25 protein-coding genes are annotated in these 25,172 nt (G+C 26.0%); 20 read left to right on the top strand and 5 right to left on the bottom strand.

Translation table 11 applies throughout. The features are described 5' to 3' along the window. Positions 1-6: 6 nt before the first annotated feature. Positions 7-2,742, top strand: a complete 2,736-nt coding sequence (locus AMYT_RS12855; RefSeq protein ID WP_114842922.1) for a transporter substrate-binding domain-containing protein — start codon at positions 7-9, stop codon at positions 2,740-2,742. Next, positions 2,742-5,501, top strand: a complete 2,760-nt coding sequence (locus tag AMYT_RS12850) for a DEAD/DEAH box helicase (RefSeq protein WP_114842921.1) — start codon at positions 2,742-2,744, stop codon at positions 5,499-5,501. Before AMYT_RS12855 ends, AMYT_RS12850 begins: the two co-directional genes overlap by 1 nt. Here the strand turns inward: AMYT_RS12850 and AMYT_RS12845 are convergent. Beyond that, positions 5,498-5,875 (bottom strand): DUF302 domain-containing protein, encoded by a 378-nt coding sequence (locus AMYT_RS12845; RefSeq protein ID WP_114842920.1) that lies wholly within the window; start codon positions 5,873-5,875, stop codon positions 5,498-5,500. The genes AMYT_RS12850 and AMYT_RS12845 overlap by 4 nt on opposite strands. Positions 5,876-6,138: 263 nt before the next feature. Here AMYT_RS12845 and AMYT_RS12840 point away from each other — a divergent pair, with 263 nt between their 5' ends. From AMYT_RS12840 to mltA, 5 genes are all read left to right on the top strand, one after another. Further along, positions 6,139-6,930 carry a heat-shock protein gene (locus tag AMYT_RS12840; RefSeq protein WP_114842919.1) on the top strand — a complete coding sequence of 264 codons (792 nt, stop codon included), beginning with the start codon at positions 6,139-6,141 and terminating at the stop codon, positions 6,928-6,930. 9 nt (positions 6,931-6,939) lie between these two features. Then, positions 6,940-7,503 (top strand): nucleotide exchange factor GrpE, encoded by a 564-nt coding sequence (gene grpE / locus AMYT_RS12835; RefSeq protein ID WP_114842918.1) that lies wholly within the window; start codon positions 6,940-6,942, stop codon positions 7,501-7,503. A 97-nt stretch (positions 7,504-7,600) separates the two neighbouring features. Then, complete coding sequence (dnaK, locus tag AMYT_RS12830; protein ID WP_114842917.1) at positions 7,601-9,487, top strand: molecular chaperone DnaK; 1,887 nt, start codon at positions 7,601-7,603, stop codon at positions 9,485-9,487. 11 nt (positions 9,488-9,498) lie between these two features. Beyond that, on the top strand, positions 9,499-9,798 hold the full coding sequence (locus AMYT_RS12825) for a hypothetical protein (protein ID WP_114842916.1): 300 nt from the start codon (positions 9,499-9,501) through the stop codon (positions 9,796-9,798). A gap of 52 nt (positions 9,799-9,850) precedes the next feature. Then, positions 9,851-10,960, top strand: a complete 1,110-nt coding sequence (gene mltA, locus AMYT_RS12820; RefSeq protein WP_114842915.1) for a murein transglycosylase A — start codon at positions 9,851-9,853, stop codon at positions 10,958-10,960. Here the strand turns inward: mltA and AMYT_RS12815 are convergent. Together AMYT_RS12815 and AMYT_RS12810 are read right to left on the bottom strand one after the other, a co-directional pair. Beyond that, positions 10,957-11,841, bottom strand: a complete 885-nt coding sequence (locus AMYT_RS12815; RefSeq protein WP_114842914.1) for a nucleoside recognition domain-containing protein — start codon at positions 11,839-11,841, stop codon at positions 10,957-10,959. The genes mltA and AMYT_RS12815 overlap by 4 nt on opposite strands. Positions 11,842-11,923: 82 nt before the next feature. Further along, positions 11,924-12,163, bottom strand: coding sequence for a hypothetical protein (locus AMYT_RS12810; protein WP_114842913.1), 240 nt, complete (start codon positions 12,161-12,163; stop codon positions 11,924-11,926). Positions 12,164-12,321: 158 nt separating this feature from the next. Between AMYT_RS12810 and AMYT_RS12805 the strand changes: the two genes are divergently transcribed. From AMYT_RS12805 to AMYT_RS12795, 3 genes are all read left to right on the top strand, one after another. Beyond that, positions 12,322-13,128 (top strand): phosphatidylserine decarboxylase, encoded by an 807-nt coding sequence (locus AMYT_RS12805; RefSeq protein ID WP_114842912.1) that lies wholly within the window; start codon positions 12,322-12,324, stop codon positions 13,126-13,128. Positions 13,129-13,227: 99 nt separating this feature from the next. Beyond that, complete coding sequence (locus tag AMYT_RS12800; RefSeq protein WP_114842911.1) at positions 13,228-13,458, top strand: hypothetical protein; 231 nt, start codon at positions 13,228-13,230, stop codon at positions 13,456-13,458. A 68-nt stretch (positions 13,459-13,526) separates the two neighbouring features. Beyond that, positions 13,527-13,922 (top strand): rhodanese-like domain-containing protein, encoded by a 396-nt coding sequence (locus tag AMYT_RS12795; protein ID WP_114842910.1) that lies wholly within the window; start codon positions 13,527-13,529, stop codon positions 13,920-13,922. On the opposite strand, the gene AMYT_RS12790 is transcribed toward AMYT_RS12795, so the two are convergent. Next, positions 13,919-14,272 (bottom strand): rhodanese-like domain-containing protein, encoded by a 354-nt coding sequence (locus AMYT_RS12790; RefSeq protein WP_114842909.1) that lies wholly within the window; start codon positions 14,270-14,272, stop codon positions 13,919-13,921. The two genes, AMYT_RS12795 and AMYT_RS12790, sit on opposite strands and share 4 nt — an antisense overlap. Before the next feature lie 148 nt (positions 14,273-14,420). Between AMYT_RS12790 and trxA the strand changes: the two genes are divergently transcribed. After that, positions 14,421-14,780, top strand: a complete 360-nt coding sequence (gene trxA, locus AMYT_RS12785; RefSeq protein WP_114842908.1) for a thioredoxin — start codon at positions 14,421-14,423, stop codon at positions 14,778-14,780. A gap of 9 nt (positions 14,781-14,789) precedes the next feature. Continuing rightward, a complete protein-coding gene (gene dsbD, locus AMYT_RS12780; protein WP_114842907.1) occupies positions 14,790-16,523 on the top strand; it encodes a protein-disulfide reductase DsbD in 1,734 nt (577 codons plus the stop codon). Positions 16,524-16,541: 18 nt separating this feature from the next. Here dsbD and AMYT_RS12775 read toward each other — a convergent pair whose 3' ends face one another. Then, complete coding sequence (locus tag AMYT_RS12775) at positions 16,542-17,948, bottom strand: DASS family sodium-coupled anion symporter (RefSeq protein ID WP_114842906.1); 1,407 nt, start codon at positions 17,946-17,948, stop codon at positions 16,542-16,544. Between the two features lie 99 nt (positions 17,949-18,047). Between AMYT_RS12775 and AMYT_RS12770 the strand changes: the two genes are divergently transcribed. The 8 genes from AMYT_RS12770 to AMYT_RS12735 all read left to right on the top strand — a co-directional run bounded on the left by AMYT_RS12770 (position 18,048) and on the right by AMYT_RS12735 (position 25,165). Then, a complete protein-coding gene (locus tag AMYT_RS12770) occupies positions 18,048-20,261 on the top strand; it encodes a sensor histidine kinase (RefSeq protein WP_114842905.1) in 2,214 nt (737 codons plus the stop codon). Next, positions 20,236-20,886: a response regulator transcription factor gene (locus AMYT_RS12765; RefSeq protein ID WP_114842904.1), complete on the top strand. Its 651-nt coding sequence runs from the start codon at positions 20,236-20,238 to the stop codon at positions 20,884-20,886. The genes AMYT_RS12770 and AMYT_RS12765 overlap by 26 nt, the downstream gene beginning before the upstream one ends. Before the next feature lie 55 nt (positions 20,887-20,941). Next, entirely contained in the window at positions 20,942-21,133 is a 192-nt protein-coding gene (locus AMYT_RS12760) for a thioredoxin domain-containing protein (RefSeq protein WP_114842903.1), read from the top strand. Positions 21,134-21,240: 107 nt separating this feature from the next. Continuing rightward, positions 21,241-22,308, top strand: coding sequence for a nicotinate mononucleotide-dependent phosphoribosyltransferase CobT (gene cobT / locus AMYT_RS12755; protein WP_114842902.1), 1,068 nt, complete (start codon positions 21,241-21,243; stop codon positions 22,306-22,308). Position 22,309: 1 nt separating this feature from the next. After that, positions 22,310-22,921 (top strand): MarC family protein, encoded by a 612-nt coding sequence (locus tag AMYT_RS12750; protein ID WP_114842901.1) that lies wholly within the window; start codon positions 22,310-22,312, stop codon positions 22,919-22,921. Positions 22,922-22,923: 2 nt separating this feature from the next. After that, on the top strand, positions 22,924-23,415 hold the full coding sequence (locus AMYT_RS12745; RefSeq protein ID WP_114842900.1) for a bifunctional adenosylcobinamide kinase/adenosylcobinamide-phosphate guanylyltransferase: 492 nt from the start codon (positions 22,924-22,926) through the stop codon (positions 23,413-23,415). Next, complete coding sequence (locus tag AMYT_RS12740; protein ID WP_114842899.1) at positions 23,412-24,152, top strand: adenosylcobinamide-GDP ribazoletransferase; 741 nt, start codon at positions 23,412-23,414, stop codon at positions 24,150-24,152. The genes AMYT_RS12745 and AMYT_RS12740 overlap by 4 nt, the downstream gene beginning before the upstream one ends. Next, a complete protein-coding gene (locus AMYT_RS12735; protein WP_114842898.1) occupies positions 24,149-25,165 on the top strand; it encodes an aminotransferase class I/II-fold pyridoxal phosphate-dependent enzyme in 1,017 nt (338 codons plus the stop codon). The genes AMYT_RS12740 and AMYT_RS12735 overlap by 4 nt, the downstream gene beginning before the upstream one ends. Positions 25,166-25,172 lie beyond the last annotated feature (7 nt).

Below are 25,172 nucleotides of genomic sequence, written 5' to 3'. Positions count from 1 at the left end.
GTAGTTGTGATAAAAATATTTTTTTCTTTTTTTATAATATTTTTATATATAACTAATGCCAAAGTAGAATTAACTTTAGAAGAGAAAGCTTTTATAAAAGCAAATCCTAAAATTGTTTTAGGTTTAGATAAAAATTGGAATCCTTATATTATAAAAAAAGGTGATTTATTAGAAGGTTTAGAAGTTGATTATATAAATTTAATAAATAAAAAGCTTGGAACAAATATAACTTTAGTAGCAGATGAATGGGAAAATATTATATTCCTAGCTAAATCAAAACAAATAGATGGACTTGCTTTATCTTCAATCTCCAATGATAGAAAAACTTACTTTGATTTTTCAAAAACTTATCTTCAATCATATAAATATATCTTTACTCTTTCAAATAAAAAAGTTACTTCTTTTAAAGATTTGGAGAATAAAAAAGTTGCAATTCAATATATGAATAACTTTGAAAAGTATCTTTTAGAAGATATAAAAAATATAAAAACTGTTTATGTTAAAAATAAAGATGAAGCCCATAAGCTTTTATTAGAAGGAAGTATTGATGCTTTTATTGGGGATAATGTTGATAGGTATCTTTTAAAATTAAAAGGTATTGAAAATATACAAATAGCTTTTGATATAAAAGAATCTATTTTTAACGCTGTTTATTCAATTAGAAAAGATTGGCCTATATTAGTCTCTATTTTAAATAAAGCAATTGATGATATTACTTTAATAGAAAAAAGAGAGTTATATAAAAAGTGGTTTAATTTTGAAAAATTAAATCTTAATAGAATAATCTTTTCACAAGAAGAATTAGAGTTTATAAAAAATAAAAAAGTAGTTATTGCTTCTGCTACTCCTTGGGAACCTTTTCATGTTGAAAAACAAGAGGGTGTTCAAACCGGTATTTCATATGATTTTTGGGATTTAATAAAAGAAAAAAGTGGATTAAAAAGCATTAATATTCAAGTTGATACTTTTACAAGTGTTTTAAATTGTATAAAAGATAAAACTTGTGATATGGCAGTAGCTGTGGGAGAGACAAAAGATAGAAAACAGTATGCTCTTTTTTCAAAAAGTTATGCTACTTTCCCTATTTCCATAGCAACTTCAAAAGATATAAATCATATAAGTTCAATAGATTCTTTAAAAGATAGAAAGATTGCAGTGGGAGAGAACTATACTGCACATAAAAAAATGCTTGAAAAGTATCCTTCTTTAAATTATATTGTAGTTAAAAATATACAAGAGGGCTTAGAATTACTTTCTAAAGGTAAAGTCTTTGCATATGTGGATATTATGCCTGTTCTTGCTCATAATATAAATAAGTATGGATATACAAATTTAAAGATTTCAGGAAATACGGGAATTAATTTTGATGTAACTTTTATGATAAGGGATGATTATGCTTTACTTGTATCTATTATTAACAAAGTTACAAATACTATTTTAGAAGAAGAAAAACAAAAAATTTTAAATAAATGGATAGCTGTTGTATATCATGAAAGTATTAATTATATTTTAATTTTCTATATATTAGGAGTGGTATTTATAGTTGTTTCTATAATCTTTTATAAAAATAGACAACTTTTAAAATATCAAAATGTAATTAAACAAAAAAATAGGATTTTGGAAAAACAAAAAAAAGAGTTGGAAAATACAAATAATCTTTTAAAAAATGCTCAAGACAATTTACAAAAATCCCTTGATAGTTTTAAGGTTTTAGTAAACTCAACTATAGAAGCTGTATTAATAGAAAAACAGGGGAAAATAGAGTATGCAAATGACTCTTTTGTAAAAGTTTTTGAATATGATAATCAAGAAGAAGTATATAAAAATACAATTGATGATTTTTTTGTAAATAGTATTTTAAAAAAAGACTGTTCAAATATTTCTTTTGAATTTTTAGGGGTTACAAAAAATGGTGTAGAGTTTCCAATTTTAGTAAAAAAAGAGAGTTTAATTTTTGAAAAAGAAAAAGCAACAATTATCTCTATTTTTGATTTATCCGAGTTAAAAGATAAAGAACAACTAATTTTACAGCAATCAAAAATGGTAGCAATGGGAGAGATGATAGGAAATATTGCCCATCAATGGAGACAACCTTTAACCGCAATTACAACAGCTGCAACAAGTTTAAAAATAAGAAAGCAATTGGGTGATTTTAATGATGAAATTTTAGAAGAAGTAATTGAAGCCATAATGAGAAATAGTAAATTTTTATCTCAAACAATTGATGATTTTAAAAACTATTTAAAAGATAGTAAGGAAAAACAAAAGTTTAATATAAAAGATATTTTTGAACAATCTTTAAACCTAATAAGACCAGCTTTAAAAAATAGTTTTATAAATGATAATATAAATATGGATGGAGATATTTATATTGAAAGTTATTTTAATGAGTTAAATCAGGCCTTAATTAATATTTTAAATAATGCAAAAGATGCTCTAATAGAAAAAGAACAACTGGAAGATAAAGCTGTATTTTTAAAGGCTTATATGCAAGAGGATGAGGTGATTTTAGAAATAAAAGATAATGCTGGAGGAATACCTCTTGATATAATTGATTCTATTTTTGAACCATATTTTACAACAAAGCATCAAAGTCAAGGTACAGGACTTGGTCTTTATATGACTTATAAGATTATTACTGAAAGTTTAAATGGCTCAATAAAAGTTACAAATACTACTTTTATATATAAAAATAAAAAGTGTAGTGGTGCTAAATTTGTTATTAGGTTACCATATAGTTAATGAAAAAGCTTCTTACAAATAATAAAAATCATAACTTTTATAATAGTTTAATCTCTTTATTTTCTTCTTGCAAAAGTTTTTATATAAATGTGGCTTTTATAAATTTTAGTGGATTACAACTTTTACTTGATATTTTAAAGCAGTGTGAACAAAAGAATATTAAAGGTAAAGTTCTAACTTCAACTTATTTAAATTTTACAGAGGTAAAAGCTTTAAAGAAATTACAAGAGTTTAGTAATATAAGTTTAAAAATTTTTGATAGTAGTGAAGTGGGATTTCATAGTAAGGCTTATATTTTTGAGTTTGAAGAGGAGTATAAGATAATAGTAGGTTCTTCAAATATAACTGCAAGTGCTTTTAAAAGTAATATTGAATGGAATTTAAAAGTTATAAGTAAAAAAGATGAAGAGTTTACAAAAGAAGTATTAAAAGAGTTTGATAGTTTATATAATAAAGCATATTTAGTAGAAGAAAATTTTTTAAATTCATATGAAGATTTTTTAAAAAATAGTTATAAAAGCTTAAGTAAAGAGTTTATTTTTAAAAAACAAATAAAAGAAAATTCTATGCAAAAACAAGCTTTAGAAAACTTAGAGTTTTTAAGAAAACAAAAGCAAAATAAAGCCTTGGCTATTTGTGCAACAGGAACAGGGAAAACATATCTTAGTGCTTTTGATGTTAAGAACTTTAATGCAAAAAAAGTTTTATTTTTAGTCCATAGAGAAAATATTTTAAATAGTGCTAAATTAACTTTTGAAAAACTTTTTATAAATAAGAGTTGTGGAATTTTTTCTGGAAATAAAAAAGAGCTTTCTTGTGATTTTCTTTTTTCTACAATTCAAACTATGAGTAAAAGTTTACATAAGTTTAATAGTAAATATTTTGATTATATTATTTTTGATGAAGCTCACCATATAAGTAGTCCTACTTTTAAAAAAGTCTATAACTATTTTAATTCTAATTTTACATTAGGTTTAACAGCAACTCCAAATAGAAGTGATAAAGAGAATATCTATGAGTTTTTTGATGATAATATTGCTATTGATTTTAGATTAAATGAAGCCATAGAAAAATCACTAATCGCACCTTTTCACTATTTTGGTATAAGTGATATTGTAATAGATTATAAAGATGTAAAATTAGAAGAACTTTCAAGACTTGCAAAACTTTTATGTGTAAATAAAAGAGTAGATTTTATTATAGAAAAAATGTTATTTTATGGAAATGATGGAGACAAAAGAAAAGCTTTGGCTTTTTGTGTTAATCAATCCCATGCAAAATATATGTGTGAAAAGTTTAATAAAAGAGGTTTTAATTCTATTTGCTTATTAAGTGAAGATAGTATTGAAAAAAGAGAAGAGATTATAAAAAGAGTTCAAGATGAAAAGGATTCTTTAGAAATTATTTTTAGTGTAGATATATTTAATGAAGGAGTTGATATTCCTAAAATAAACACTATTTTAATGTTACGTCCAACTACTTCTTCAACTATTTTTATTCAACAATTAGGAAGAGGTCTTAGAAAAGTAAAAGAAAAGCAATTTCTTACAGTCTTAGATTTTATTGGAAATCATAATAGAGCTTATTTAGTAACTTTTGCTCTTTTAGGTAAAAGAATAATTGATAAAGATAGTATAAAATTAGCATTAAATAATAGCTTTGCAAATCTTTCAAATAATACTTTTATTTCTATGGATAAAATTTCAAAAGAGATAATTTTAAAACAATTAGAAGAAGAAAATTTTAATAGTTTTAAATACTTAAAAGAACAATATTTTGAATTTAAAAATATAATAAAAACAACTCCAACTTTAATAGATTTTATAAAATATGAAAATAGCTTTGACCCTAAAAACTTTATAGATGAATCAAAATCTTATATAGAATTTGTATTAAAAGTTGAAAAACAAGATTTAAATCTTACTGAAGAGTTTTTAAAAACTATTAGATTTATTGATTCACATATAAAATTAAAAAGAGTACATGAATTTGCTATTTTAAATTATCTTTTAGAAAATGAAACTATAAATATAAACCTTGCAAAAAAACAAATTTTAAAGTATCAAGAAAAAGTTGAAGAAGATACTATATATCATAGTTTTAGATATTTAGCTTATGAATTTTTTGATAGTTCTCAAATTGCAAAGTATGAAAAACTTGTATATTTAAAAGAAGATACTTTATATAAAACCTCTTCTTTTGAAAAAATTTTAGAAGATAAAAAATTAAAGCAATATATAAAATATAGTATAGAGTATGCAGTTTTATTATATGAAAAAGAGTTTGGTAAAAAATATTATGGAATACCTTTTTTAAAGTTATATGAAAAGTATAATATGAAAAATATAGCTTTACTTTGTAATCTTGATAAAATTCATAGTTCTTTTAGAGGAAGTGGACAATTAAAATATAAAAATGATTACTTTTTATTTATAAATTTAGATAAACAAAATGCAATAAAAAGTAAAAGATACCATAATACTTTTTTAAGTAAAGATACTTTAACTTGGCAAACAAAACCAAATGCAACTCAAGATAAAGGCGATGGAGAAAAGTTAATTGAAAATAAAAAACATAAAGTAAAACTTCATATTTTTGTAAGAAAATTTATAAGTGTTGATAAAAAGACACAAGGTTTTATTTATTTAGGAGTTGCTAATACTATATCTTATAAGGGTGAAAAACCCATCAATTTAACTTTACAACTAGAAAAACAACTAGATGAACAGTTGTATGATGAGTTTACTCTTAGTGTTTAAATAGCTTCATCAATTATTTTAAATATAGTTTTTTCAACTTTAGAGATAACCTCTGTTAATTGGTTATTTAATAAAGGAAAAATTGCTGAGGGTTTTACTACACAGATATATGTTTGCCCATTATCTTCAAAAACTGAGATACTACAAGGTAAAATAGCACTTACGCTTGGATCAATATCTAAGATTTCCTTTGCAATATGTGGTTGGCAAATATCTAAGATTTGGCATTGTCTTCCTAACTCAACCTCTTTTGCTGCTAATTTTTCTGTAACATTGTGAATATGTTGTAGCCCAAAGCCATTTTCACTAATTGATTTATGTAAAGCTTCTACCGCCTCTTGTACATTTTTTGTTGTAGTTTTAATATATTTCATAACTTTACCTTATGATTAATTTTTTGTATTTTAGCAAAAAGAGCTTAATATTAGTATATTGTAAAAGCTTTAAAAAAATTAAAAACTTTAAAAAATAAAAATTTATTTATAAGAAAAATAAATTTATTAGAGGAGTTTTTTTAGCTATTTTTAAATATTTATATAAAAAGATTAAAAAACACTTGACAAATATACACTCAATAAGTTATAATTCTTTAGCAGTTTAAGATTAAGAGTGCTAAAAATTAAAAATTGGTTTTAAAATGATTGATAAAAAAGAGTTTTTATTACAGTCTATTATCAAAGCATATATTGAACATTTAGAGCCTATTGGTTCTAGTCAGTTAAAAACAATGTATGATATTGCATATTCACCTGCAACTATTAGAGGATACTTTAAAAAGTTAGGTGATGAGGGATTTTTAGCCCAAGAGCATGCAAGTAGTGGAAGAACTCCAACAACTGAAGCTTTAAAGCAATATTGGGATAATAAATTAAACTTTAGATTATCTTTTATTGATTTAGAAACAATTGAGTATTTAGCAAAAAGAATAGGTCTTACTGTTTTTATTAAAAAGTTAAAAAGTGATAAATTAAAAAATATTATTAATATCCAAGATAAATATATGATTTTGGAGTTTGATAATTTTCCAATCACAATAAAATTTTCTTCAGCACTTTATAGATTTTTACTTGATTTAATAGATTTAGAAATTAATCATATTTTAAAAATCTCAAGGGATGTTGGAGCTTATGAATTATATGAACAATTATCTATATTTTTAAAAAATAGAGATTTTTCTATTTATAATTCAAAAGAGTTTTTAAATATAGCACTTAGCTATGACTTCGATGAAAGAGTTATTAATTCATATTTAAATGGAGAAGTTATAGATAAGTGCCAAGAAGCTATCTATTATGAAGAGTTATTACCTATGGGTTATATTGGTATATGTCACCATTGTAATGTAAATGGCAATGATTCTAAAATGTTAGTTATTGGTGAATTGTCAAAAGATTATGAATACTTTTATAATCAAATTAGTATGTCTTAGGAGTAAAAATTGAGTGAAGAAAAAAAAGAAGAATTACAACAAGAAGAAGTAGTAAATCAAGAAGAGACTTCTACACAAGAGAGTTCTCAAGAGGTTAAAGAAGAGACAATTGAAAGTGTAAAATCTGAACTTGAAGCTAAATTAAAAGAAGCAGAAGATAAATATTTAAGAGTTCACGCAGACTTTGAAAATATTAAAAAAAGATTAGAAAAAGAGAAGTATCAAGCTATTGATTATGCTTCAGAGAAATTTGCAAAAGATTTATTAGCACCAATTGATACTTTAGAGATGGCATTACAATCAGCAAATGCAGATTTAAGTGCAGATGAGTTACTTGCAAAATTAAAAGAAGGTATTGAACTTACTATTAAAAACTTTAATACTGTATTTGAAAAACATGATATTAGTGCCGTTGAAACTGATGGTGAGTTTGATCCAAATTTTCATGATGCAGTTATGCAAGTGGATAGCCCTGAACATGAAGATGGACAAATTGTACAACAGTTACAAAAAGGATATAAGTTTAAAGAGAGACTTTTAAGACCAGCAATGGTGTCTATTTGTAAGAAGTAACTTTTTTTTAAAAAAAGCTTTTGACCGTAATGTCACTAAACTAGATAGATTAGAAAAATTATTTTAAAATAAAATTAAAACTTGATAAGGATAAGATATGAGTAAAGTAATTGGAATTGACTTAGGAACAACAAACTCTTGTATGGCAGTATATGAAGGAGGGGAAGCAAAAGTTATTCCTAATAAAGAAGGTAAAAATACAACTCCTTCTATTGTAGCATTTACAGATAAAGGTGAAGTTTTAGTTGGTGATCCAGCAAAAAGACAAGCTATTACAAATCCTGAAAAAACTATTTATTCTGTAAAAAGAATTATGGGTCTTATGATGGATGAAGAAAATGCTAAAGAAGCACAATCTAAAGTAGGATATAAAATCGTAAATAGAAATGGTGCAGCAGCAGTTGATATTGCAGGAAAAATCTATACACCACAAGAAATTTCTGCAAAAATTTTAGGAAAATTAAAAGCTGATGCTGAGGAGTATTTAGGTGCTCCTGTTACTGATGCTGTTATTACTGTTCCTGCATATTTTAATGATGCACAAAGAAAAGCTACTCAAGAAGCTGGAACAATTGCTGGATTAAATGTATTAAGAATTATTAATGAACCAACAGCAGCTTCACTTGCATATGGATTAGATAAAAAAGGTGAAGAAAAAGTATTAGTATATGATTTAGGTGGAGGAACTTTTGACGTTACTGTTTTAGAAATTGGTGATGGAACATTTGAAGTACTTTCAACTGATGGAAATGCTTTCTTAGGTGGTGATGACTTTGATAATGCAATTATTGATTGGTTAGCAAAAGAGTTCCAAAGTGAAAATGGGTTTGATATTAAAAATGATAAAATGGCATTACAAAGATTAAAAGATGCAGCTGAAAATGCTAAAAAAGAGCTATCTTCTGCTGAATCAACAGAAATTAACTTACCATTTATTTCAATGGGTAATGCAGGACCAATTCACTTAGTTAAATCATTAACAAGAGCAAAATTTGAGTCTATGACTGAGCATTTGATTGCAGAAACTTTACAACATATTAAAGTTGCATTAAAAGATGCTTCATTAGATAAAGATGAGATTCAAGAAGTAATTATGGTTGGGGGATCTACAAGATTACCAAAAGCAAACCAAGTTGTAAAAGAGTTCTTTGGAAAAGATTTAAATAAAGGTGTAAACCCTGATGAAGTTGTTGCTGCTGGTGCTGCTGTACAAGCTGGAGTATTAAGAGGTGATGTTAAAGATGTATTATTATTAGATGTTACTCCATTATCATTAGGAATTGAAACTTTAGGTGGAGTTGCTACTAGATTAATTGAAAAAGGTACAACTATTCCTGTTAAAAAATCACAAGTATTCTCAACAGCTGATGATAACCAACCAGCAGTTTCTATTCATGTAGTTCAAGGGGAAAGAGAGTTCGCAAAAGATAATAAATCTTTAGGTATGTTTGAACTTTCAGATATTCCAGCAGCTCCAAGAGGAGTGCCTCAAATTGAAGTAACATTTGATATTGATGCAAATGGTGTTTTAAATGTATCAGCAAAAGATAAAGGTACAGGAAAAGAGAATAAAATTACAATTTCAGGTTCATCTGGATTAAGTGATGAAGAAATTGAAAAAATGGTTCAAGAAGCTGAAGCAAATAAAGAAGCTGATAAAAAAAGAAAAGAAGTAATTGAAGTTAGAAATCAAGCAGATGCTTTACTTCACTCTACAAGAAAAACTTTAGAAGAGAATGAAGGTGCAGTTTCTGAAGATGAGAAAAAAGCAATTGTTGATGCAGCAGCTGATTTAGAGCAATTATTAAAAGATGATAATGCTACTAAAGAACAAATTGAAGAAAAAGTTAAAGCTTTAACTGAAAAATCACATAAATTAGCAGAAGCTATGTATAAAAAAGAGCAAGCTAACCAAGAGCAAGCTCAACCAAATCAAAAAGCTAAAAAAGATGACGATGATGTTATCGATGCTGAAGTAGAGTAAAACTCTACTTCATGCAAACACTTATTTTTTTACTTCTTGCTTTTTTATTAGCAATTTTTTCTATTTTATTATACTTTAAAACAAAACAACAAAGAATAAATAAGTTAAATAGTGGATTGTGTCCGAACTGTGGGGAAAAAACTAGAAGTTTTTTTGATGAGAAAACAAATACTATATTTAAAAATGAAGCTATTTCAAAAAGAGTTTTAAAAAATCATGGTTGCTCTGGAGTTGTTGAAATAGAATATTCTTGCAAATTTTGTGGATTAAAAGAAGTTCATCCTCAAACTACAACTAGCTGTTCTTTGTAATTAAACTTTTACTTTAAGATGTTAAAATAGCTCTTCAATTAAGGAGTATTTTTTGAAACATTTACTAATTTTTATTATTACTATTTTTATTTTTACAGGTTGTTCTACTAAATTAACAAAGTATGATAATATTTCTAAAGCTTCCCTAGAAAGAGTAAGTTTTTATGAGATAGAGGATTTTTACAATGATGATTTAAATAAAGCTTTAGAAGTTTTTGTAAAAGCTTGCAAAAAATCTAAAAAAAATGAACTTTTTCAAGGTGTTTGTCAAGAGGCTCTTTCTACACAAAATGGAAGAGATTTTTTTATCTCAAATTTTCATGCTTATAAGTTAGTGGATAGCAAAGGGGAAGATGAAGGGGTTATCACAGGTTATTATGAACCTTTATTAAATGGAAGTTTAAATAAAGATGAAAGGTTTAAATACCCAATATATAAAACACCAAAAGATATGATTATTGTGGATTTAAGTTCAGTTTATCCTGAACTTAAAAAATATCGATTAAGAGGGAAAGTTGTAGGTAATAAATTAATTCCATATGATAGTAGAGAAGAGTTAGAATTAACTCCCAATGAAAATTTAGAACCTATTTGTTATGTTGATGATAAATTTGAACTATTTTTACTTCATATTCAAGGTTCAGGAAAAGTAAAACTTCAAGATGGAACAGTTCTTAATATAGGCTATGATAATCAAAATGGAAGAAGATATAAATCTGTTGGAAAGTTTATGCTTCAAAATGGATTTATTACAAAAAACAATGCTTCAATTCAGGGAATGAAAGAGTTTTTTGATAATAATCCTCAAAAAGTTGATGAGATTTTAAATCATAATGAAAGTTATATTTTCTTTAGAGAGTCTTCTCAAGGAGCAACGGGAAGTTTAGGAGTAGAACTAACTAAAAAAAGAAATTTAGCAGTTGATAGAAGGTATATTCCTCTTGGTATGCCTGTATTTATTTCAACTTTAAACCCTGTAACTAAAGAAAAAATCAATAAACTAACAGTTGCAGCTGATACAGGTGGAGCAATAAAAGGTGAAATTAGAGCAGATTTTTTTTGGGGATATGGAGATGAAGCTTTAGAGTATGCAGGAAGAATGAAAGAGAAAGGTAAACTTTATATTTTAATTCCTAAAGATAAAAAACAGGTGCTAAATTAAGCACCTATTTTTTGTAGTTTTTTATTAAAAAGATATAAAAATGAATAGCTTATTAAAATTGCTGCAAGGGTTCTAATAAAAATAATAATTGTAAAATCAGCTCCAAAAATCAAAAATAATAAAGTATCTTCAATAATAGCATGACATATCATTAAAAAAGTACCTATAAAGAAAATATCTTCTTTATTTAAAGTATTACTTTCCACTTCTTTTATTAGTATTCCAGCTCCATAAGTAATCCCTAAAAATATCCCTACAACTAAAGAAAAACCTTTGCTAATATTTTTGCCTTTACTAATAAATGCAATTCTAACTTTAACATAGTCCATTATAAAAATTAAAATGGTAATAAGAATAATGATTTTTAATGAAAGTATAAAAGCATTGTAAATTGATATTTGCAAAAGTTGAGTTAAACTTTCATAACTTTTTTGTTTAAAACCTTCCAAAGGAATATTTGCACTAAAATAATCTAAAGGAATAAAAGTTACTAAAAAAGCCACAGCAAGACCAGCAAAAAATCTTAAACTATATGAATAAAAACTTGATAAACCAATTTTTTTCATAATAATACTTTCAACTACTAATGAGTGACATATACCTAAAAATATTGCAAGGGTAGTCCATTGTTTTGTATCCATCTCAAGTGGAGCAGCAAAAGCAACAGCTGCATAAAGATTTAAAAATATACCACTAATAATAGATAAACTTGCTTCTTTAGGAAGATTTAAAAAAGAAGTAAAAGGTTCAACTAAAAAAGAGATATAAGCTAAAGTGTTATAGTAATATAAAACTTCAGCTAAAATATAAATTGGAATAACAAATTTTAAAATTATCCAAGCACTTTTTAGTGAAGAAAATAGTGTTTTTTTTACATCCATAAATGACTCTTTAAAAATTTTTTGAAATTGTAGCAGAAAAACTAAAAGTAAAGATAAAAGTTATTTGTGGAGGATATTGTAATTAATTACAACATCCATCACCACAGCAAGAAGTTTTTTGTGGAGTATAAAATGAAATTACAAAATTATTTTCTAGTTCTTCAACTTGAAACTCATGTTTATGACAGAACTCATCATTCATAATATCTTTCATCTCAACAGCTTTTAAAAGTGCGTCGTCTTTTGAAAGAAAAGAGATATTATTTTCTAATTCACTTCTTTTAAAACAACCACATTGATTGGCTACTACGATTTTATACATATAAAATTTCCTTATAAATAATTAGAGCTAACTCATAAACGCAATAATAACTTAAAGATACAGCAAAAATTCTTACATTAAAAATTTATATATTTATTTTAAAAATCAAGTGAGATTTAGATAAAATATTAGATTAAATGAAATCTACAAGGAAAAAAATGCATATTACAAATTTAATTTCACAATATTTTGGAAAAGTTGCAAAAAAAGAGTTTCCATCTTTTTTTCAAAAAATCATAAATAATACATATGTAAGAATTTTTAAAATTGATATGAGTGAATTTAGAAATGCAAAATATTATAAATCTTTAACAGATTTATTTACAAGAGAATTGGCAATTCCAAGACAAATAGATGAAGATACAAAAAGTTTTATCTCTCCTGCTGATAGTTTTATAACACAAGCTGGGACTTTGCATAAAGATACCCTTTTTCAAATAAAAGGGATGGAATACTCAGTTGAAGATTTATTAACATATTATTGTAGTGATAAATTTGATAAACTTTATAATGCTTCATATATGAATTTTTATCTAGCTCCAAGTGATTATCATAGATACCACTCTCCCATAGATTGTAAAATTAAAAAGCTTATTCATGTTCCAGGAAAACTTTATCCTGTAAATATTAAATACCTAAATAAAGAACTAGATTTATTTGTACAAAATGAAAGAGTTATTTTAGAATGTGTAGCAAATAAAAAGATTTTTTATATGGTTTTTGTAGGTGCTTTAAATGTTGGACAAATGGTATTTACTTTTGAACCAAGTGTAGAAACAAATAAAAATACTAAAGATATAAATGTTATAACTTATGATGATTTAGAAGTAACAAAAGGTGATACTTTAGGATATTTTAAAATGGGTTCAACAGTTGTAATGGTTTGGGAAAAAGATAGTGTTGAACTTGAGAATTTAGAAAATAAAAAAATAAAATTTGGGCAAAAAATAGCTACTATTAAATAGTGCTTTTATAAATAGCTTCAGTTGAAGAAAAACTGTTAAAATTTAATTTAACTAAAAGTTTATTTTTGCCAAAATGAAAAAAAATAAAAAGGAAAATCCATGTCAATGACTACAGAAATAGCTACATTAGATTTAGCAGGTACAAAAAAAGGGAAAATTATTATCTCAAATATTTCTGAACCATATGGAAAAGAAACAGCTGATGTAATAAGTATTGGAATTGCACTAAATGGTAAAGATATAGAGTGGAAATCTCACATTCCTTATGCAAATTTAGATCAAGTTATTGAAATTTTGCAAGAAGAAAGTGCAAAGAAAAAAGAAGAATAAAAGAGATAAAATATAAATTATCTCTTTTTATAATTTTTTTTGTTATAATCCTTTTAAAAGGATAACTTATGAAAAAACTACTTTTACTTTTATTTATTAGTGTTAGTACAATTTTTGCAAATGAAGCAAAAACAGTTGCTGTTGCTACTTTAGAAAAATTAATTTCAAAAAATGCAATTATTATTGATATACGAGCTATTGATAAACAAAAAGAAGAAGGAATTATTCCTAATTCATATAGAATACCTTTTGATAGCTTTGAAGAAAAAAAATTAAAAAAATGGAAATATAACCTAACAAAAGTGGTTAAAAGTGCCCATCAAAGTTTTGCTTTAGTGAGTGAAGATGGTAAAATTGCTGAAAAATTAGCAAATGAGTTAGTTAAAGCAGGATATAAAAAAGTCTATTTTCTAAAGGGTGGATTTAATTCTTGGAAAAATGAAGATAAAAAAGTAGTATTTTAATTAAATACTACTTCTCTTGCTTCTTGTAACCAAAGTGCCATGCCTCCATAAAGATGTGCACAATTTTTATAACCCAATTCAACCAAGTAATTACCTACAGTTCTTGTTCTATTTGCATGTGCACAAATAAGAACGAAAGTTTGTTCTTTAGAAGTTACAAGTTTTTCAAACTCTTGCATCCAATACTCTAAATCATAGTTCCCATATCTATCAAAAAAAGTTAGTTTATAAGCATTTTTTATAACCCCAGTTTGAGCAAATTCTTCTTCTCTTCTAATATCTATCATTACAATATTATCTTTAATTAATAGCTCAACTTTTCTTGGTATTAAATCTGTTACTTCTTCCATTTAAACTCCAATAAAAAAGAAAAATTTTAACATCTTAGTATTAATAAAACTTATAATCTTAAAGTTAATTTAATTACTACAACAATCTATTAACAAACTCTTTACATTTATTTACTATAATACTAAAAAACATAAGAGGACTTAATTTATGAAAAAGATTTTTATTGCATTAGTTTTTAGTTTTGCTTCACTTTTTGCAGCAGAACATTTGACTATTGATAACTTTGAAGATAAAATTGAAGGGAAAAATGTAATTGTTGATTTTTATGCAACTTGGTGCCCTCCATGTAAAATTATGTCTAAAAATTTAGAAAAATTTGAAAAAGAAAATACTTCAGATGTGATTGTATATAAAGTTGATGTTGATGATCAACCTATATTAGCTTCTAGATTTGCAATAAAAACAATTCCTACTTTAGTATATTTTAAAAATGGAAAATTTGTAAAAAAAGATGTGGGAATTAGAACAGTTTCTCAATTAAAATTAGATACAAAAAATAGTTTTTAAGGATAAATAATGCTAAAAAGACTAATTTTATTAGTGCTTTTTTCTTTGTCTCTTTTTGCTTCAATTAATGATGATTTTTTAGAACCAGAACAAGCTTTTAAAACAAAGTTTATAGAACAAGAAGATAAGATAATTTTTACTTTGAATTTAGGTAAAGCTATCTATTTATATGATGATAAGTTAAAAGTATTTATAACAAAGCCTCAGAAAATAGAATTAACAAAAGAGATAAATCTTCCAAAACCTGTAGAATATGATGGATTTATTGTTCATTTTGTAAATCAAAATATACAAATTCCTAAAGAACTCTTAAAAAGTAAAATAGATTCAAGTTTTTATGAAATTGAAGTTCAGTTCCAAGGTTGTTCCAAAGCAGGTCTTTGCTATGCGCCTATGAGTGAAACTTATACAATAAATAAAAATAACTCTCAAGTTAGTAAAAATCAACTAAAAGAAGATGTGAATATAAGTGAAACAGACTCTATTGCAAATACACTTTTAAGTGGAAATATTTTTTTAGTCTTGGCTACTTTTTTTGGTTTTGGATTACTTTTATCTTTAACTCCTTGTGTTTTTCCAATGATTCCAATTTTATCTTCTATTATTGTAAAAGCTGGAAATAATTCCACTTTAACACCACTAAAAGGTTTTTTCTTATCTTTTATTTATGTGTTCTTTATGTCCTTAGCTTATACAATAGCAGGAATTATTGCAGGATTATTTGGAGCTAATTTACAAGTAGCTTTACAAAACCCATATGTTTTAATAGTATTTGCACTTATTTTTGTGGCACTTGCTTTTTCAATGTTTGGATATTATAAGCTTGAATTACCACAAAGTATTCAAAATAAAATAAATAAAACAACAGATGGAAAAGAAAAACAAGGAATACTTGGTATTGCAATTATGGGATTTTTATCTGCTTTAATAGTTGGTCCTTGTGTTGCACCTCCCCTTGCAGGAGCCTTAGTTTATATAGGTCAAACAGGTGATGCAATTTTAGGTGGACTTGCTTTATTTGTATTAAGTTTTGGTATGGGATTACCTTTACTTTTAATAGGTCTTGGTGCTGGAAAATTTATGCCAAAACCTGGTGGTTGGATGGATAGTGTTTCTAAAATATTTGGTATTGTTATGTTAGGAATTGCAATTTGGATGTTAGAAAGAGTAATTCCTGAATATACTTTATTTTTATGGTCTTTTCTACTAATTGGTAGTGCCATATATTTAAAAGAGTATAAACATATTGTGGCAAAAACTATTACAAGTATAATTTTTATTTATGGGGTAATAAGTTTTGTTGGCGCAATTAGTGGAGCCAAAGATATTTTAAAACCTTTAGAAAAATTTACACAAATTAAAGCAGGCTCTAATTTTAAAACAAACTCTTCTTTAAATTGGATAAAAGTTAAAAACTTACAAGAGTTAGATAAACAAATAAAAGCTTCTTCAAAGCCTGTAATGCTAGATTTTTATGCTGATTGGTGTGTTGCTTGTAAAGAACTTGAAGAGATTACTTTTACAAATAAAGAAGTAGTAGATAAACTTCAAGGTTTTACTTTATTAAAAGCTGATGTTACAAAAAATACAAAAGAGGATAAAGAACTACAAAAAAAATATGGTATCTTTGGACCTCCTGGTTTAATATTTTGGAATAAAGAAAATCAAGAAGTAAAAGAAGCAAAAATAGTTGGCTTTAAAACTCCAGAAGAGTTTTTACAAATTATTAATAAAAGTTTCTAAAAAGAGGTTTGCCTCTTTTTAGATAAATATAAATGAACCAATTAAAATGGCAGCTAGATATAAGGCTCCAAAAATAGCACCTAATCCCCACCAAGTTGCTTGTGAAATATAGTTTGCTCCATACCAAATAGGTGAAGGTCCTGTTGCATAAGGTGTGATAATACCCATAACTCCTAAACTTCCTGCTAATAAAATAGAGAAAGGTACTAATTGATCAGGTGTCATTAGTTTCATAGCAATTGCAATAAAAATTGGCATCAATGCAGTAGTATGTGCAGTTGTACTTGCAAAGAAGTAGTGTAGTATAAAAAACAGTACTAGCATTGAAAGTATTAACATAGTTGGAGTTAATCCTGATAGATAAACTTCTGCATTTTTACCAATCCAATCTAAAACACCAACTTTTTTTAATCCTGCTGCCATAGCAACTAAAGAGGCGAACCAAATTAGAACATTAAATGCTGCTTTATTTGAAATAACATCATCCCAAGTAATAATTCCAGAAAGTACCATAATAGATACAATTGCAATTGCTGCTGTTGTTGAATGAATACCAAAAGATTTACCAAATATCCAAAGTAATAAAGCAACTACTGCAAGTCCTGCCATTAAAAGTTCTTTTTTTGAAATACTTCCTAATTGTTCTAACTCTTTTGCTGCCCAAGCTGGAGCTTCAGGTGAAGTTTTTTGTGTTGGTGGGTAAATTACATAAACCAACCAAGGTGTTAATAAAAATAAAGGAATCATAAGTGGTAACATTATTGATGCCCAAGCTGACCAAGAAATCAAGTTTCCACTTCCTTGATTGATTAAATCAACTGCTAAAAGATTTGGTGCAAGAGCTGTTAGAAACATTGAACTTGTAACACAAGTTGTAGCAATTGCAACCCAAGAGATATATGCACCAAGTTTTCTTGGTTCATTATCAGGTGTTGAATTAAAAATTAGTGGAATATTACTTGCCACAGGGTATATTGTACCAGCACTTCTTGCTGTATTTGAAGGCATAAATGGTGCTAATACTAAATCAGAGAATGCAACAGCATAACCAAGTCCTAAAGAGCTTTTTCCCATATATTTAATCATAATAAGAGATACTCTTCTTCCAAGACCAGTTTTTTTATAACCAAGTGCAAACATAAAAGCTGCAAAAATTAACCAAATAACTGTATTTGAAAAACCTGAAAGTGCCCATGCAATATTTGCTTTTGCACTATTTCCTGCAAGCCCAAATACTGCAACAAATGAAATTCCCGCAAATCCAATAAGTGCAGCTGGAACAGGCTCTATAATTAATCCTACTACAACAGCGAAAAATACTGCTAAAAAGTGCCATGCTTGAATAGATAAACCTTCTGGCGCTGGAAGAAACCAAAAGATTACTAAAACAGCTAATGGAATAATTGATTTAGTTGTCTGTGACATTTTATCTCCTTTTCTTTTTTATTTTAAATTGTAAATTAAGTTTCGGGATAAAAATAGGACTTTTTTGTTAAAATTAAGAAAAAATTTAAAAGATATAACATGAGACTATTTTTAATTATTTTGTTCTTTATTAGTTCTTTACAAGCACTTGAACAAAAAAGTATTTTACTTCTACATTCATATAATAGTGGATTAAAATGGAGTGATGGGATTACAGAAGGTATTGAAGAAGGACTTAAAGATAACTTATTATATGAGTTATCTATTGAATATATGGATAGTAAAAAAATTGATACTAAAGAGTATTTTAATACTTTAAAAGAGTTATATAAAAAGAAATTTTCCACAAGAAAATATGATATTATTATTGCTGCTGATAACTATGCTTATAATTTTGTTTTAGAAAATCATGAAGAAATTTTTAATAAAACTGCTGTTGTTTTCTGTGGCGTAGAAAATTTTAAACAAAAAGATATTCCTTCTTATTTAAAACCTTATGTAACAGGTGTTGTTGAATATAAAGAGATAAAAAGAAATATAGAGTTTATAAAAGATGCTATTAAAGATCTTTCAACTTTATATATAATAAGTGATAGTAGCTTTTCTTCAAGTGCTATTAAAAAACAAATTTTAGATGCAACCTTAGAATTTAAAGATGATTTTAAAATTATTTTTAATGATAAAATAGATTTAGAAGAGTTAAGAAAAGATATTTATAATCTTCCTTCAAATAGTGCAATACTTTTTACAAGTTTATATATAGATAAATATGGAAGATATATTCCTTATAATAATATAAGAAAACTTTTTAAAGAGTCAAAATATCCTGTTTTTGCCGTAAATAAGATACATTTAGGTGAGGGAGTAGTTGGTGGAATTATGGTAAGCCCACAAGAACAAGGCTTGCTTGCTATTAATAAAGCAATAGAGATAATAAAAGGCAAAAAAATTCAAACACTTTCTATTGATATGCCAAGTTCAAAATATTATTTTGATTATCAAGTAATGGAAAAATATGCAATAGATAAATCTAAAATTCCAATGTTTTCAACTATTGTAAATAAACCTCAAAACTTTTTTGAAAAAAATAGACAGATTATTGATAGCACTTTTGTATTGATACCTTTTTTAGTTTTGCTTATTATAGGACTTATTGTAAATATTGTAAAAAGAATAAAATTAGAAATAAAATTAGTTGAGCAAACAAAACTTGATAATGTGCTTTTAAATAATATTAAAAGTGCAATTTATTGGCAGAGTAATGAGGGTATTCTTTTAGGGTGTAATGATTCTTTATGTAAGCTTCTTTCAGTTGCAAAAAGAGATATTATTGGAAAAGAGATGCAAAAAGTTCTTCCTCAACTTTATGAGCAAGTAAAAGGTTTTGATAATTTTTTATGTGATGAAATTGAAGTAAAAATAAAAATAAATAAAAGAAACTTACATCTATTTATTAGAAGAAAAGTCTATTTTGATAAAAATAATAATGAAGCTGGAATAGTAACTATTCTTAGTGATATTACAAAAATGAGAACTTTAGAAATCCAAAGAAAAAAAGATGAACAGTTTTTAATTCAAAGATCAAAACTTTCTGAAGTAGGGGAGATGATAACTTCAATTGCCCATCAATGGAAAACTCCTTTAATAGAAATTTCTACAATTGCTCAAGAACTTTTACATAAAAGAAAAAAAAGTGAATTATCTGAAAATGAAACTCAAGAGTTTGTAGAAGAGATAATGACTCAAGTTCATTATATGACAGAAACAATTGATGATTTTAAAGCCTTTATTAAACCTTCAACTGAAAAAAAAGATTTTGCTGTTCAAGAGGCTATAAAAGAGCTTTTAAATGTAATAGAACATAATATTAAATATAACTATATAACTGTAAAAATTAATTTTGAAAAAGATAAAGAGTTAAAAATTAATGGTTATCAAAATGAGTTTAAGCAATCTATATTAAATATTATAAATAATGCAAAAGATAGTATAAATAAAAAAAGAGAAAAGAAAAATATTGATGGACTTATAACAATTGATATTTATAGTGAAAATAATAAAGTATATATTTTAATAAAAGATAATGGTGTAGGTATTAAAAAAGAAAACTTAGATCTTATTTTTGAACCATTTTATACTGATAAGAAAAATGGAGATGGCTTTGGTCTTTATATGGCAAAGCTAATTATTGAAGATAAAATGCAAGGACATATAGAAGCCTTAGAGTGCAAAGAAGGAGCACAAATTTTAATAGCAATAAAAAGTACTACTTCTAAAGAAGGGGATTATGAAAGTTCTATTATTGGAGGATAATAAAAGACTTTCAAAACTTATTATTGAAAGTTTAGAAGAGAAAAACTATAAGGTTGATTGGTTTGATGATGGTAAAAAAGCCATAGAAGCAATTTACAATGGTTATGATTGTTTTATTTTAGATATAAATGTTCCAGGAATAGATGGTTTAACACTTTTAAAAGAAATAAAAGCTATTGATGAAAAAATCCCTTCAATTATAATAAGTGCAAATGTAGATTTAGAGACAATAAAAGAAGCATATACAAGGGGCTGTGATGAGTATTTAAAAAAGCCTTTTTATATGTATGAATTAGAAAAAAAATTAGATAAATTATGTATTAAAGAAGAGTTTATTGTAAGACTTAAAAAGCAGTTTAGTTATGATATATCAAAAGAGCTTTTATTTGATAATAATAAACAAGAGGTAAAACTTTCAAAAAAAGAGATTTTACTTTTAAATCTTTTTGTTAAAAATAGAAGGAAAGTTATTAGTTTTGAACAAATAGAACAATATGTTTGGGAAGGTGATTTAACCACAAATGAGAATATTAGAGCTTTAATAAAAAGAATAAGAAAAAAACTTCCTGAAGAAACTATAATTTCCCAAGGGGGAGTAGGTTATAAACTAAACTTTTTAGTATAAGTAAAATTTGGCTAAAGTTGCTTAAAAGGAGAAGTTTAAATGAGAAATATTAGTTATGTTTACTCAAGAAAATTACCCAATTTGTGAATATATGAAAGATGTAACTTTTCAAGATAAGTATGTTTTAAATTATATGCAAACAAATTTTATATTAGTACAAAAAGATATAAAACAAAAAGATGAATTAGTAAACTTAAAAGTATATGGAACTTTAACTACATATATCATTTCAAAAGAAGCTAAGTAAATAGGAAGATAAATAATTGGTGGAGCAACACAAGGGCTTTTTTAAAAGTGCTTAAAGAGTATAAATAAAACTTTGTTATACTTGCAAAAATAATAAGAAAGGTTTAAATGAATTTTAATACAATTTTAGGAAATAGGGATTTTATAGAATATTTAAGAGGTAAAAAAGCTTCTTTTTTACTTTCTTGCGCAGTTACTAAAACAGCACAAATTCCCGGAATTTCCCAAGCAGGTATTCCTGGTAAAATGTATTTAACGCCTACTCTTGATGCTGAATTTTTAGCTACAAGTGAAGTTAGATCTTTGGATAATATTGCAACTACTACAAAAGGTATACCTACACCTGCTTTAATTACAAGAGCAGTACATGAATTAAAAGCTTTTGAAAATTTAGAGTTTTTAAATTTAGGTTTTGAAGTAATGCCTAAAATAGACTATTTTAAAATATATGATTTTAATATAAAACCAAGTGAAAATATAAAAGATGGTGCAAATATAGATGCTCTTACTCTTTTTCAAAAAGCAGTTGAATTTGGACAAAATTATAAAAGTTCTAGTGAATATACAATTTTAGCTGAAACAATTCCTGCTGGAACTACAACAGCAACTGCAACAGCTCTTGCTTTGGGATATGACTGCAAAGAGTTCTTTTCAAGTTCTTTTAAAGATGCTCCAAAAGGTTTAAAAGATGAGGTTATTCAAACTGCTTTATCAAAAATAACACCTTCAATGGATATTTTTGAAAGATTATCTTTAGTTAGTGATAATATGATTATTTTTAATGCAGGATTTATTTTAGGTCTTCAAGCAAGTAAGCATAAATTAATACTTGCAGGGGGAACTCAAATGGCAAGTGTTTTATTAGTTGTAAACTCAATACTTAAAACAATGGGTGGACAAATAGATAGTTCAATTTTAGCTTTATGTACTACTAAATGGATAGCACAAGATACAAATGCAAATATAAAAGCTCTTTTAGAATTACTTGACTTTAAAATCAATGCTTATAATGCCAATTTTGATTTCGCTTCAAGTAAAAGTGAAGTATTAAAGCTTTATGATAAAGGGGAAGCAAAAGAGGGAGTAGGTGCTGGTGGGGCACTTATTTATGCTTGTATAAATGGTTTACAAAAAGATGAAATTATTAAAAAAATAGAAAATTTTTTAGGGGAATAAATTGGAAATTGGTGCATATTTTATATCAATATATTTAAAAATGTTTTTTATTATGACTCCTTTTTTTGTTATGTCTGTATTTTTAACAGTAACAAATGATAGTGATTTAAAAGAAAAACACACTTTAGCAATTAAAATTACAATTTCAGTTATTGTAATGTCTTTAGTTTTACTATTTTTTGGTAAATATATTTTTCAAATATTTGGTATTACTTTAGATGCATTTAAAATAGGTGCAGGAGCTTTACTATTTTTAACGGCAGTTGAACTTGTAAAAGGAAATAAAGATAGGCAAGAAATAGGACATAAGTCTGTGCTTGATTTAGCTGTTGTTCCTTTGGCAATACCTGTAACAATAGGCCCTGGTACTATTGGTATTTTACTTGTAATGGGAGCAGAATTTAATACTTTTTCTAAGTTAATGACAGGAAGTTTTGCTTTAGTTTGCGCAATTGTAACTATTGGAGTTATGTTATATCTTTCAAGTCAGTTTGAAAAAATTGTGGGAAAACAAGGTATTTTAGTTATTTCAAAAATCACGGGACTTTTCCTTGCTGCTCTTTCTGCTCAAATTATGTTTGGTGGAATAAAAAGCTTTTTAAATTTAGGATAAAAATGAAATCTTTTTACTTTGGTGGACAAAAATCAGGCAAAACCTCTTGTGCAAGTGCAAAAGCACTTAAACTTGCAACTTCTAAACCTTATTATATTGCAACTTATGATAACTCTTATAAAGACGAAGCAATGAAAGAAAGAGTAAATAGGCATATTAAACAAAGAGGAAATGAGTTTATTACAATCGAAGAGCCAAAAGATTTAACTAAAGTAATAAAGGAAAATGAGACTTATTTAATTGACTGCATAACAATGTTTATTTTAAATAATATGCCTTTAGGTTATGAAGAGATGGAAAAACAACTTCAAAAGCTTTTTAGTATAAATTGTAATATTGTTTTTATCTTAAATGATATAAATAATGGCGTAATTCCCATGGAAAAATATAGTAGAGAGTTTGTGGATATTTCTGGACTAATTGGACAATTTTTAGCAAAAAATTGTGATGAAGTTATAGAGGTAAAATATTGCCTTGAAAGAAAACTAAAATGAGAGAAATTTTTAATTCTTTTGCTTTTACTCTTTCATATTTTACTGTTTTCCCTGTATTTGTAAAGCAGATGACTATTGATAAAAATACTTTTAAGTATAGTCTGTTTTTTCTTCCTTTAATTGGTTTACTTCTTTCTTGTGCTACTATTTTAATCTTTATATTTTTAAGTAGTTTTTTTCATCCTCTATATGCAAGTGTGGTAAGTGCTGTACTTTCACTTACTTTATATGGATATTTACATACAGAAGCAATAACAGATGTTGTTGATGCTTGGTTTGCAAGTTATTCAGGAAAAGATGCTTATAAAATAATGAAAGAATCAACAATAGGAGCAATAGGTGCTATTGCTACTTTTTGCTTTGTTCTTTTAAAAGTTAGCATTATTGCTTATTTACTTTATGAAAAAAAGTATGAAATTATAATAATTGCCTTTATGTTTTCACGACTTAGCTTAACTTATATTTTGCCTTTTTTTAAATTTAATAAAGATAGTTTTATGTCTCAAGCTTTTGAAGCACAAGGGGTAAATAAAATAAGAATAGCTGTACTTATTTTTGTGCTTTTAGCTTTTATTTTAAAAACAAACTCTTTTATACTTTTTCTTTTAAGTTTATTTTTTTTATTTGTTTGTTTAAAAATATTATATAAAAGATTTAGTTTTGTAAATGGTGATTGTTTGGGATGTTCTCTTGAAATAACTGAACTTTTACTTTTAAATATAGGATTTGTACTTTGAAAACTTATGAACACGGGGGAGATATTCAAAGCTTTGCAAAAAGTATTTCTTGTAAAGTAGAAGAGGTTATTGATCTTTCTTCAAATATAAATTTTATTAAACCTGAAATTCTTTGTGATTTTAACTTTTTAGAAATTAGTTCATACCCAAAGTATGATAAATTATATAAAGCAATAGCAAATAACTATAAAATACAAGAAGAAGAACTTGAACTTTATAATGGTGGAAGTAGTGCTATTTTCACACTTTTTAGGCATTTAAATTTAAATCATTGTACAATTTACAGCCCTGCATATTTAGAGTATAAAAAAGCTTGCAATATTTATAAATATGATTACAATCTTATAAATAGACTTGAAAAACTTGATGTTTCTATTGAGAAAAATAGTTTTGTAATTTTTGTAAACCCTTCTACTCCCGATGGAACTTTATATGACCTTGAAAAACTTTTAGAGTATTGGCAAAAACAAAATGCCACAGTTTTAATTGATGAGAGTTTTTTAGATTTTAGTGAGGGAAAATCTGCTATTAAATATATACATAAATATGAAAAACTATATATTTTAAAATCAATGACAAAATTTTATAGTAGTGCAGGTATTAGAGTAGGTACACTAATTTCAAATAGATTAAATATACAAGAGCTAAGAAAATTTGAGCCATTGTGGAAATTATCCCATTTTGATAGTATTTATTTGCAAGAGGCTTTAAAAGATGAAAAATTTATAAAAGTTGCAAAAGCAATAAATGTAAAAAATAAAATCTATTTAGAAAAAATTTTACAAGAATCTCCTTTAGTTGAGTATATTTTTAATAGTAGTGCTAATTTTGTCTTAGCAAAACTAAAAAACTATACGGCAAAAAAACTACAAGAAGAGTTAAAAAACTATAAAATCATGATTAGAGATTGTAGTAATTTTGACTTTTTAGATGAGAGTTTTGTTCGTATTGCTGTTAAATCGCAAAATGATTTAAAAGCTTTTAAAGAGGCTTTAGATGTTATTTCAAAATAGATCTTTT

Source organism: Malaciobacter mytili LMG 24559, assembly GCF_003346775.1.
Lineage (GTDB): Bacteria > Campylobacterota > Campylobacteria > Campylobacterales > Arcobacteraceae > Malaciobacter > Malaciobacter mytili.
The sequence above is the reverse complement of the archived record's forward strand: the minus strand, read 5'-3'. Positions and strand labels throughout refer to the sequence as shown.